General features: G+C 25.0%; 12 protein-coding genes. All 12 read right to left on the reverse strand.

The features are described 5' to 3' along the window. Window positions 1-57: 57 nt before the first annotated feature. The 12 genes from AAHM95_RS00065 to AAHM95_RS00120 all read right to left on the reverse strand — a co-directional run bounded on the left by AAHM95_RS00065 (window position 58) and on the right by AAHM95_RS00120 (window position 12,989). A complete protein-coding gene (locus tag AAHM95_RS00065) occupies window positions 58-2,748 on the reverse strand; it encodes an endo-beta-N-acetylglucosaminidase (protein WP_342273762.1) in 2,691 nt (896 codons plus the stop codon). A 6-nt stretch (window positions 2,749-2,754) separates the two neighbouring features. Continuing rightward, window positions 2,755-3,633, reverse strand: a complete 879-nt coding sequence (locus tag AAHM95_RS00070; protein WP_342273763.1) for a hypothetical protein — start codon at window positions 3,631-3,633, stop codon at window positions 2,755-2,757. After that, window positions 3,614-4,318: an ATP-binding cassette domain-containing protein gene (locus AAHM95_RS00075; RefSeq protein WP_338974972.1), complete on the reverse strand. Its 705-nt coding sequence runs from the start codon at window positions 4,316-4,318 to the stop codon at window positions 3,614-3,616. The genes AAHM95_RS00070 and AAHM95_RS00075 overlap by 20 nt, the downstream gene beginning before the upstream one ends. A 2-nt stretch (window positions 4,319-4,320) precedes the next feature. Beyond that, complete coding sequence (locus tag AAHM95_RS00080; RefSeq protein ID WP_338974971.1) at window positions 4,321-5,049, reverse strand: hypothetical protein; 729 nt, start codon at window positions 5,047-5,049, stop codon at window positions 4,321-4,323. Window positions 5,050-5,137: 88 nt separating this feature from the next. Next, window positions 5,138-6,130: a lipoate--protein ligase gene (gene lplA, locus AAHM95_RS00085; protein WP_338975246.1), complete on the reverse strand. Its 993-nt coding sequence runs from the start codon at window positions 6,128-6,130 to the stop codon at window positions 5,138-5,140. Window positions 6,131-6,137: 7 nt separating this feature from the next. Then, entirely contained in the window at window positions 6,138-7,274 is a 1,137-nt protein-coding gene (locus AAHM95_RS00090; protein ID WP_338974969.1) for an alpha/beta hydrolase, read from the reverse strand. A gap of 39 nt (window positions 7,275-7,313) precedes the next feature. Then, window positions 7,314-8,816, reverse strand: coding sequence for an FAD-dependent oxidoreductase (locus AAHM95_RS00095; RefSeq protein ID WP_342273764.1), 1,503 nt, complete (start codon window positions 8,814-8,816; stop codon window positions 7,314-7,316). Between the two features lie 142 nt (window positions 8,817-8,958). Then, window positions 8,959-9,120, reverse strand: a complete 162-nt coding sequence (locus tag AAHM95_RS00100; RefSeq protein WP_338975244.1) for a hypothetical protein — start codon at window positions 9,118-9,120, stop codon at window positions 8,959-8,961. A gap of 204 nt (window positions 9,121-9,324) precedes the next feature. Continuing rightward, window positions 9,325-10,578 carry an acetate kinase gene (locus AAHM95_RS00105; RefSeq protein ID WP_342273765.1) on the reverse strand — a complete coding sequence of 418 codons (1,254 nt, stop codon included), beginning with the start codon at window positions 10,576-10,578 and terminating at the stop codon, window positions 9,325-9,327. Between the two features lie 18 nt (window positions 10,579-10,596). Further along, window positions 10,597-11,589 (reverse strand): phosphate acetyltransferase, encoded by a 993-nt coding sequence (gene pta / locus AAHM95_RS00110; RefSeq protein WP_342273766.1) that lies wholly within the window; start codon window positions 11,587-11,589, stop codon window positions 10,597-10,599. Window positions 11,590-11,612: 23 nt separating this feature from the next. Then, window positions 11,613-12,341, reverse strand: coding sequence for a UMP kinase (gene pyrH, locus AAHM95_RS00115; protein ID WP_174481596.1), 729 nt, complete (start codon window positions 12,339-12,341; stop codon window positions 11,613-11,615). A 63-nt stretch (window positions 12,342-12,404) separates the two neighbouring features. Further along, window positions 12,405-12,989, reverse strand: coding sequence for a hypothetical protein (locus tag AAHM95_RS00120; RefSeq protein WP_342273767.1), 585 nt, complete (start codon window positions 12,987-12,989; stop codon window positions 12,405-12,407).

Genomic DNA, 12,989 nt, shown 5'->3' on the forward strand with positions numbered 1-12,989 from the left:
ATAACTTATACAATGACTAAAAATTACTATACTATTTTTATTTTTCATATTTCACCTTTAAATTTCTATATTAAACACAAATGATTGTTGAGCAATAACATTATTGTTATAAACTGGTTTAATCATTAATTTTAACTGATTATGAATAGATTTTAAATTTTTTAAAAAATAATAGTTTTGATTAGTTTCGCCAACACGATATCATTTTTTTTCATCAAAATAATAAATAGCATAATAACTTAAATTTTCAATATTAACAGCATCTCATTGAAAACGAGCATTGTATAGTATTTGATTATTAACTGTTCGATTAATTACGTATTCTGATTTTGGATTTGAAATTACTGTATTTTCTTTGATTTGATTATTAGTTGTTGGACTATTTATTTCAAATTCACCAACATTAAACTTAAAATTATTATTAGTTGCTTTAATTTGTAATCCTAATTTAGAAATACGATTAAAAGTATTAATACCACCAATTTTCTTTAAATCCAAAGTAATTTTAACTCAACCACCTTGTAACTCTTCTTCATTATTTGGTGAAAAAGTTTGACGGTTTGCTATTAACGATTTTTGATCAGTAGTAGTAACTAAAAAATTAACTTTAGCATTATTATCACCATTAGTATTATAAATAAAACTGATCTGATGGTCATTTTTAATTAAATTAGTTCCCATAATATCTCAATCATAAACTTTACTTGTATTTCAATCGCCATTAATTATACTACCTTCTTCATTAAAACCCGAACCAATAGCAATTGAATTTCCTTTTTCATACAGTTGATCATAATCATAAAAACCAGAAATTTTAGAGATATCTAATGGTTGTTCTGGATGAGCATCATCATAAATTTTTCATTGATAAGTTGGTAAAATATCAGTTAATCTACGATTTGTTCATGGATAATCATTAGCAACAATACTATTACCATTTTGATCATGATTAACAAATTTAATACCACTACCCATTGAAAAATTAGTTTTCTTATTTAAAATTTGATTATCATCAAATAAAGTAGTTCGTTCTTTAACTAAATCACCAATGCCATAACTTGATGAGTTATAACCATTATTAGTTAAATAATTATAAATAGTATCTTTAACAAATGGATTTGGTTTTCCTTTAGTAACTGCAGTTTTTATTCTAGGATCCGATATAAATGCTGCCTCTTGATAATTATCACTTGCATTTCAACCTTGATAATCATTTGCATTATTATTTGCTTGCATACCAATATTATTATTTCTAATAAAAGTATTTGTTCCTGAAAATTGAATATTATTAAATAAATTTGTTGTTTGTGTCGCAAATAAATAAGCTCTAGTACCATTAACATTATGATTTTTAGCTCAATTATAAGCATAAGATCCAAATGTTCCAGCACCATTATCTAAAAAATCAGAAATTCCAGTATACACATTTTTATTATATTGAGGTTTACCAGCAATCATTGTTTCTGCATACCCTAATTGTCGAAAATCATAACTTCCAAAAAATTGGGCATTAGCTCCAGCATCAAGAATAGTATTTAAATTTTTACCACTATAATTTGGATAATCTGTTAAAAATGATGTTGTTTTATCTGGTGTTTCACCAAAAGTTAATTGAATATCAGTTGGTGTAACTTCACCATTAGTTTTACGATAACCACTATCTGCCATTTTTAATGTTTCTATATCATTATATCCACTAACACCTTTTGAAACTGTAGCACCATTACGATAAAAAATTATTTTTAATGCTTGAATATTTGGATCACTAGCAGTAGCTACTTTATAATTAAATTCTTTAATAATTTCGGCCATAACATTATAATCTAAAACTGTACCATTGGGAGCAGCGCCGTTTGGTTCATTATTAATAAATCAACCATCAAAGCCATTATAATTAGCAATATTAATTAAAATATCAACTATTTTATAAGTACCATCACTATTTTTGCTAAGAAAATCTTTTAACATTTCTTTTGTTAAACCATGATATCCATCAAGAAAAAGATTACCAAATATTGGTGTTCCATTAATGTGTGCACTATCAATAACATCAGCTGGTGGTGGAACAATTGGCCCTTCAAATCAAGAACCTGATCAATTAATAAAATAATTAGTATATTGTCAATTTAATGGTGTATTTTCAAATGGATTTTTTGTCCCTACTATTGTATTATCAAAAGTACGATGTTTTCGTGTTGAAAATCCTAGTTGATTATAATTAATATTCTCATCTTGGTTACTTGAGTTGTATGTTGCTACAAATTGACGTTTCTGTAAAGGTACTGTTGCTCGATTATACTTTGCATCATAATCTTTTTGTGGATTCCAATCTAAAATTGAATTCATTCTTAAATATTTTCGAGCTGAAGAAGTTATACCAAAATCAGAAGCATAATTACCATTAGGCATAAAACCTTTATTCAAAGGAACGCCAGTCACTGCTTGTTTTTTAATGTTTTGTGTTCATTGAAAACCAGTATTAAATTTTGAATAATTTAAATAATGACCAGTATTGCTTGGTTTAACATTTCCCAAATCATTAATATTACCAATATTATTAATAATATTTTGCGAGTTAGTATTATCAAAATTAATACCATCTCCATAATCTGAATTTGTTCAGTCAAAATTTGGTAAACCATTTAAATAATCACTACCATCTAAACTACCAATATTACAAGCAACTACTAAACTAGCAGGAGCAGAAATTAAACTAAAAACACCAAAAAGTAATAATATTTTTTTCATTATTTTTTATCCTTTCATTCCTCAATTAAAAAATCTTTTTGATAAATAAGAAAACAACATAGTAAATATCAAGATTCCAATTAATGTTTGCCAAATACTAGTAAAAACAACAAATGATATTTCATTATAATTTTGAATAATTTGACTTATTCCTAGTGGATCTAAAAATTGATATGAAGTAATCAACATATTAAACCAAATAAAATATTTAGTTGGACACAAATAACCAATAATAATAAATATTAAATTATTGTTAGTTACTGTTGGTTGAATTAAAACATCCGAAAAAATAATGAAAAATATGGTAAAAACAGCAAGCATTACAAATGATAAATTAAACTTAGGGAAAAATGTTGTAATAAATATGTTAGCAACTGTTAAAAAAAATGTTAATAATATCATAGCAAATATATAGAAAATTCAAATAAATCATCTAATATTAGAAAGCAAATTTAGATGAAAATTAAATATTGAAATTAAAGAATAAATATTATAACAAATAATATTAATACTTACTGATAATGATACCATTATTAAATTTGATAAAAAAATTGTTAAAATAATATAATATTCATTAATACCAATTATTTTTATTCTTTTTAAAAAGTTTTTCTTTCGCCACTCAATCATAAATATTCCTAAATAAAAAGATGAAATAAAAACTGATATTGATAAAAAATTTAACAAAATGGGAGGTAAAATTTGATAGTAACTATAATTATTTCATAATCATGATGATAATGCAGAAATTAAAAAACCTAATAAAAATACAAAAATGTAAGTTCTAGGATTTACAAAAATTACTTTTGAAATTAAAGAAAAAAATCTTGAAAATTTAGAAACAGTACTTTGTTTGAATAATTCTTTAGTTACCATTAACTTCATTTTGATAATACTCCACCATCATTTTACGTAAACTACCATATTTTTTTATAATTGCATCAATACTTTGGTCTTGATAAATTTCACCATTTTTTAAAATTACTACCCGATCACAAAGTAATTCAACTTCTTCTGGTGTGTGTGAAACAATTAATAAATTAATTTTTTTAATTTCTTTTCATGACTTAATAAAATTAACAAGTTTAATTTGCATTTTTAAATCTAAACCAGTAACTAACTCATCTAAAATTAAAATTTCAGGATCATTTAAAATTGATAAAAAACAATTAAATCTTTGTCTTTGACCACCCGAAAGTAAAGAAATTTCTTTTTTCAAAATATCATTTAACTCAAAAACATCAATTAATCCTTTGCCTTCTTCACTTTTAATATATTTTTTATTTTTATAAAATTTAATTAAATCAATAATTCGTGTACCAACTGGTCAATAACCTTCTTGAAATTGAACACCAATTTTCCGACTAACCTTTTTACCAACATCATCAAGAAATAATACTTTACCTGATGTTGGTTTTAAAACTTGTGAAATTATTTCAACCAAAGTAGTTTTACCAGAACCATTAGCACCTAAAATAGCAAGTGATTGTGAAGCAGGTATCTCTAAATTAATATTTTTTAAAACCTGATTTTTACCATAATTTTTACTTATATTTTCTAGAATAATCATTTTTATTTTCCTTGTAAATTATTATTTAAAATTTCTTCATATAATTGATTAAACATTTTTTTCATATCAGAATCCAAAATTAATAGTGGCTTTACTGTATTGGCAATGGGTGGTTTATTTCACATATATTCACCTTTGTTATTTCGTTCCACATATTTATCAAAAGTATAAAAATCAATATCAATTGATTTTTCAATTGTTCTACCTAAATCTTGAATTCAAATTTTTACTCATTGAAAATAAAAACCAGCTTCAAAATACTTCATAACTCATAAGTTTAAATATTCATTTGCATTAATATAATTACTACTTGGATCATTAATTTTATTAATAGTAAACTCAATAAAATATGTTCGCAATGTTAAGGCCATGTATATTTGCATTGATTGTGAATGAATAATTTTATTATTAATATAATCATTAATATCTGCTGTTGGTATACCAATTTCATCATAGCCAGGTTTACCAGCATTTTTACTTGCTGAATCACGGTATTTATCAAATTCAGCAAGATAAAAATTATTAAAACCATTAACAATATCATCATTAGTTTTACCTACTTTATCAATAGCATCTTGATATAAAAATTGTCAAACATTTAATTGATTTCTATCTTTTTTTGGTCAACCACGTGTTGGATAAAGAATATCATTTATACTATTTGTTTGATCAAAACTATTATTTACTAAAAATGTAATAACATTGCTAATTGGTGTTATAAAAATAAACATTATAAATAAAATCCATAAATATTTCTTCATATTTCCTCTTTAATATTAGTTATAAAAGTAAGAATATCATAAATAAGAATTTTATTCATTATTTTATTATACTTTTTATGATTTCTTCAACAAGAAAATTTTCACCAAAAATTTCATTAATATTAGCATTTTCAATGATATTAGTAATAGTTGCTAAATTATATTTTTGTTTTTCTAGTTTTTTTTCTAAACTAGTAGTACCTGCTGAGCCTAGGAAATCACCATATATTTTAATATTTTCAATAATTCCTGCCTTAACATTCATTCAAACGTGAATAGTTCCTTTACTAGGAAAAAGTGTTTTATGCTTTAAATCAAAATCTGGAGATTTACCATAAACTCAATCTCAAGTTCGATATTTAGTATTTGCTAATAATTCAATATCAGCAATCATTTTTTCAGAAAATTCCATAATCTTTGTATTTTTTGTACTTTTTAATTGTTCAATAATTAAATTTTGAAATTCTTCAATTGTTATTGGTGGATTTAATAATGGTAAAATATTTGTTACTCGTGCTTGTACTGATTTAATACCTTTTGATTTTAATTTATCCAAATCAGGTTTTAATACTTTTGGTAACATTTGCATATCAACATTAAAAAGAATAGTACCATGATGTAAAATTCGATTTTTATATGTATATTGGGCATTACCCGATATTTTTTTATCATCAACTAAAATATCATTTTTACCACTAAATTGAGCATTTAAACCTAGACTTTGTAAAACATTAACTATTGGTTTTGTAAAAAGAGCATAATTACGAGCATTATCTTTATTTTTATCAAAAATAAAAGTAAAATTTAAATTTCCTAAATCTTGATAAACAGCTCCACCACCAGATAATCTTCGTACAACATTAACTTTTTTTGTTCTTACATATTCATTATTAATTTCTTCAATTGTATTTTGGTTTCTACCAACAACAATAGTATTATTATTTTGTCATAATAATAAGATTTCATCAGTTATATAAGGATTAGTAATCAAATATTCTTCGGCTGCTAAATTAAAATATGGGTCTTTGCTATTATTAATATAATAAATCATTATTAATTTAATCTCCTTTATCTTCAGTTTTAAAATTTGTTCATTTATTAACAAATTTTAAAGTAGTTTTGCAATATGTATCATAATCGGTAGTGACGGCTCTTATATGTTTAGCAAATGGCATAATTAATAATTCACTTATTGTTTCTTCTTCATAATTTATTTTCTCTTCATACATTTTTTGTGCCATTGTTGCTGGTACAGTTTCATCATCATTACCATGAATAAATAATACAGGAATTGAAGAACAATATTTTAATTTATTAATAGGATCAATACTATTAATATTAAATTTATCTTTTAACCTAAAGAAAAATTTAACACCATAATAAAATCAAAATCAATGAAGGTTAAAGTATTGTTTACCCATAATTTTAATAATATGACTAAAACTATCAAATCCACAATCAGAAATTGCACATTTAACACCAAATTTACCAGTATCAAATCGAGATATTGTTTCCAAAACAGTACTAGCACCCATACTATTACCAATTAAAGTAATATTGGGGGGTTGTTTAAAATCTGTTTCTGTTAAATAATTATTAAGACTTAAAATAACAGCATATAAATCATCTGCTTCTTTATTGCCAAAAGTAATTGCATCATGAATATTATTACTACCATGACCTCTTGTATCATAAGTAACAATACTATATCCCTGCTCATAAAAATGTTTAACTAAATATAAAATGCTATAGCGATTTTGTTGTCAACCATGAGTTGCAATTATTCATTTATGATTTTTATTAGATTGATGATTATTAATGAAAAAAGCTGATAACAAGCGATTATCATAAGTAGTTATCGTCATATCTTGTGCTTCCATCATATCCCAATTACTATCATCAATCATTAGTTGTAGAGAATTTTGTAATTCCATATCTCGATTATAAAAACTCAAAGTATTAAGATCAATTTTATCAAAATTTGGATTAGTACTTCGTCCAATTCGTTGAAAATTTTCCATAACATTTCGCATCATTAAACCAATAAAAAAATTAGTAATTAAAAAAGGAATAATCCATAATGGAAAAGTAAATATCAAAATAATTTTTAATCATCAAGCAATTTTATATTTACTTTCTTTAACTGGTGAAGTCATTCTTGCTCTAAGTTTTAAATATTTTTCATTACTAACCATTATATTTTATTCCTCTCAAAATTAATTTGATAAGGCAATCTATTTTTTCTTACCTTTTAAATATGGATCTGGATATGTAACATCTTCTTTTGTTAAAATTCTTGTTGCTAAAAGTGCTGCCGCAGTAACAAAGTTATAAGGCTTATTAAAGTGTGGTAAAAAATACATATCAATTAATGGAATTTCATCAATAGTAACCTTTTTCAATATTGCTAATGAAAACATTGCAATTGTTTCTGTATGATCATGAGTTGAACCAATTTCAGCTCCAACAATACGACGAGAACTCTTTTCTCATATAATTTTAATTTTTACTTCATGATTTTCACTCATAAAAGGTGGAAACACTGTATCTTGATAAAAATATGCTTCTACATTATTAGAACCAAAAATTGCTTTTGCAGAAACTTCTGATAAACCAGTAGCACATAACTTTCAACCAAAAACAGCAATTGCATTTGTTCCTTGAACACCAGGAAAGGCGATTCTTGTTTTAGGATCTGTTTTTGCAACATTTAATCCAGCAATTAAACCACTACGTACAGCATTAGTTGCTAAGGCAACATTAACATTTTTATTTCAAGCATTTGAACGAATATTAATACAATCACCAATTGCATAAACATTAGGATCTGAAGTTTGAAAATATTCATTAACTTCAATTGCACCACGAGGATCTAAGTTAAGTTGAACTTTACCATTCTCATCTTTCAAGATAGCAGTATTTGGTAAGAAACCAACAGCCATAATTACTAAATCAGCTTTATATATTCCTTTATTAGTTTTTACTTCACTCACTTTATCATCTTTAATAATAAATTCTTGTAAAGTTTCTCCTAATTGTAATTTTACTCCTACTTTTTTCATATCTGCTTCAACATCATTTGTAAATTCTTCATCATAATAACGAGGCATAATACGATTTTCAAAATCAATTAAAGTAACTTCTTTTTTATCTTTATAAAAAGCTTCTACTAATTCAATACCAATATAACCTGCACCAATTACTACTACTTTTTTTACTTCCGGTTTACTCAAATCAGAAATAATTTCTTGAGCATGTTGGTATAGTTTTGATAAATGAATGCCATTTGTTAATTTAACACCATTTAAAGTATCTTTAACAATCGCACCATCTTTATGAGCAATTAAACCAGGAATTTCTTTACCACCTGGATTTAAGATTGGTCATGAACCAATTCCTAATACTAACTTATCATAACTTTCAATAAATACTTCATTAGTATCTAAATTTTTAATAGTAACAGTTTTTGCTTTACTATCATATTTAATCATTTCATGTTTTTCTTTAATTTTAACACCTAATGCTCTTAACTTTTCAATTGTGGCATAAAATAATCCTTTTGGATCAGTAAATTCTTTACCAACTCAAAGCGCAATTCCACATCCTAAAAATGAAATATTATCATTACGATCATATGCTACTACTTCACTATTTGGATTAGACCTCATAATTGCCTTTAATGCTGTTGTTCCGGCATGATTAACACCTATAACAACTATCTTTTGTTTTCTTTCCATGCTAAAATCCTCTCTTACTTATTACTTTTTTTCAATTTCTTTTATTGTGTAATCACAAATACAAATATATACATTATTTTATCACTTTTTATTTAATAGTTACAACTCTTTCTTTGTTCAGTAAATGAATATAACAATAATTTTAAGAAACTGAAATTGCCATTGCTGATGGACTACTTCCATCATGATCATGATGATATTTATTAATTTCTAATAAGCCACGACAAGTATCTCAATTATTATTTAAGAACGGCTTATTAGTTTGTTTATTTTTTTTGTCATAATTATTTATTTTATTTATCATGCTTTTATCAAAATTTTCAATTTCATCTTTTTCAAAAATTATTAAAAATTTTCTTTTCTTTAATGTCTTTATATGTCATACTTTTTTCTCCTTGAATCTTTAAAGTATTTATTTTTAATTAAAATTTGATAATTATTAAGTATTTTCACTTAATTTAAACATTATATATCAAAACAAAAAACCTTAATATATTTTTTTCATTTTTTAAATATTTTTTAATAAATTATATGTATCTTGACAAATCATTAATTCTTCATTTGTTCTAATTTTAAAAATAGGAACTTCTGATTGTTTATCACTAATTTCTAAGTAATCATTATACTTATCATTATTTTTATTAGTTACTAATTTTAAAGTAAACACTTTAATTTCCTCAATAACTAATTGACGAATAATTGCAGAATTTTCACCAATACCTGCTGTAAATACTAATGCATCAATATTACTATCTAAATCATTACCATATTGAACAATATAATTAGCAATTCTTTGAACAAACATTTTTATTGCTAATTGTGATTGTAAATGATATTTATGGTTTTTATCATTACTACTTGCAAGAACATCACGTAAATCAGAAGAATGTCCACTAATTCCTAATAAACCTGAACTTTTATTTAAATCATTAGTAATAGTTTCAATAGTTGCTTCTGCTTTAACATTACACATATAACCATGAATAGAAGGGTCAATGATACCACTTCTAGAACCCATAATTAAACCATCTAATGGTGTTAATCCCATGCTAGTATTAAAACTTTTACCATTTTTAATAGCACAAATACTAGCACCATTACCTAAATGACAAATAATAGCATTAATCTTATCTTTTGGTTTATTTAAAATATTAGTTAATTTATCTAAAATATAACGATAACTAGTACCATGAAAACCATATCTTCTTACCTCATATGTTTTATATCAATCATATGGAACTGAGTAAAGATATTTTTCTTCAGGAATAGTACTATGAAATGAAGTATCAAATACTGCCACATGTTTAGCATGTAGAACTAATTTTTGAAAAGATGATAATCCTTTTAAAGCTGGTGGATTATGTAATGGTGCTAATGGAATACATGCTTTGATACCAGCAATGACTTTCTCATCAATAACAATTGAGTTATTAAATTTTTGACCACCGTGAACCATACGATGACCAATTCGTTTAATATCATCAAAATTATTAATGACCTTATACTCAATTAATGCATCAATAACTGTTTGTGCTCCTATAACATGATCGGCAATATCTTTCGTTACTTCATGTTTAATAAAGTTATCACCATTAGCAATTTCAATAATAAAATTACTATTTTTAATAGCTATCCTTTCAACTAAACCTTTACAAAGAATAGTAAAATGAGGTTGTTTATCATTATTAATAGCATTAAAAAGTTGAAATTTAATAGAACTACTTCCAGCATTAATAACTAAAATTTTATTTTGTTCTGACATATTTGTTTTATCTCCTTATTAATTCTTAATTAATGTTTGAATAGCAGTGATCAATGCTGTGTAATAAATGTCATCAATAGTAGCACCACGAGAAAGATCATTAACTGGCTGATTTAAACCCAAAACAATAGGACCAATAGCTTTATAATCACCTAATCTTTGGGCAATTTTATAACCAATATTAGCAGCATCTAAAGTTGGGAAAATAAATGCATTACAATGATTTTTAATTGTTAATTCTGGGAATTTTTTATTTCGCACTTCTTGATCTCAAGCAGCATCAAATTGAATTGGTCCTGCTACTTGCACATTCTTTAATTTTAAATGCTGAACAAAGTTAGTAGCATTACGTACTTTATCAACACTTTCACCACTACCACTAGTATTAGTAGAATAAGATAACATTGCTAATTTAATTGGATTAAATTCTAAAAGTTCGCTAAAGTGAATTGTAGATTTTGCAATATCTGCTAATTGTTCAGCTGTTGGATTTAAATTAATTGAACCATCACTAAATAAAAATATTTCTTCATTTTTATTCATAATAAATGTACTTGAAACAGTTTTAGTACCTGCTTTTGGTCCAATAATTTGTAAAGCCGGACGTAAAATATCAGCAGTAGTAAAAGTAATACCACCAACAAAACCATTAACTTCTTTATTATTTAATAACATCATTCCATAGTAATTACGACTTAATACCAATTTATTAGCTGCTTCTAAAGTTAAACCCTTTGCTTTTCTTAATTCATATAATTGATTAGTAAAATTTGTTACTTGATTTTCTTCAATAGATAATGTTTTAATATTAGAATTTTTAATATTACTAGGAATTTCTTTATCATTATTAAATAATAAAACTGGTGTAATAAAATTTTTAACAGGTGAATTATCATTAATAATTTTTAAAGCTACTGCCTGTACTTTTTCATTATCACCTTCTGGAAATAAAATTCTGATTGATGTTTTGCTTTTTTGTAAAATAGATAAAATAAAATCTAATAGTTTCATATTATCTTCTCTCCTTTAATTTGTTAATTTTGATTGCTAATAATAGTTGCAATTGCTTTATTTTGTACTGCTTTAATGATATTATTTTCAACCTTAATATCAAATACCATAATTTTCAAGTTAGCTTCCATGCACATTGTTGAAGCAGTTAAATCCATTACTTTTAATTGTTTATTAGTAATATCTTGATATGATAAATGTGAATAACGAATAGCATTTTTGTTAATATTTGGATCTTTATCATAAACACCATCAACGCCATTTTTTGCCATTAATAATATATCCGCATTAATTTCAGTAGCACGAAGTGCTGCTGCAGTATCCGTTGTAAAGTACGGTGAACCAGTACCACCAGCAAAAATACAAACATAGCCTTTTTCAAAACTACTAATAGCTTTTTTGTAATAAAAAGGTTCAGCAACTTGATTAATCTCTAATGATGTTTGCACAATAACTTTTACGTTAAGAGCTTTTAACTTTGATTCAATTACCAAAGCATTCATAATAGTTGCTAACATTCCCATATAATCAGCATTAATTCTTTTTAAACCAATCTTTTCTCCTTGTTTAGCACCACGTCAAATATTACCACCACCAATTACTAAACCAACTTCTACTTTTGCCTTAACTAGGGTTTGAATTTGTTGACAAACATTATCAATACTTTCATTATTATATAATTCATTACTACCATCACCTAAAGCTTCACCACTAATTTTTAATAATATTCGTTTATATTTAAATTGTTCCATTTTTGATCATCCTCCTTAAATTTAATATTATAAAAAGCCACAGATTGCTTTGTGGCTTCTTATTTATTTACTATTATCACTAGATAATGAATCATTATTTGCGCTTTCAGCGACAGTTTCTACTAATTCAACGTTAGCAATAACTTTTTGTGCTAAATGATCTTTAACAAAAAGTTGTGCTTGTGGAGTAATAATTGTTAAACGTTTTTTAATTTTTTTAATACCCTGTTCATAAACAATTTTTAAAACATTTTTCTTTTGTTCCAATGCAACAATTTTACTAGTATTAACGCTTTGTCCAAAGAAATAAATATTATGTTCATCAACTGCGATACCAAAATCAAAACTAAAAATATATGCTAATCCTAACATGATAACTAAAAATATATACTCTACTATTAATAAACTTAAAAAAGCAGGATCAGATTTAATATATTCTGGTTCAAATGTTCAAACTTGCATTCCAATTGGAACAATCGAGATAACTAAACCAATTACCCCAACTATTAATGTTGCTACTAATAATTTTAAATTCAAAAATTTAATAGTTGTTTTTGGTTTATTAAAACTATATCATCCTCAAACAAGAATAACTAATAATAATATAAACATTACTAATGCAATATAATATATAATTTGAAAATTCAC

The sequence above is a fragment of the Spiroplasma endosymbiont of Phycita roborella genome (genome assembly GCF_964031195.1).
GTDB classification, from domain to species: domain Bacteria; phylum Bacillota_I; class Bacilli_A; order Mycoplasmatales; family VBWQ01; genus Spiroplasma_E; species Spiroplasma_E ixodetis_A.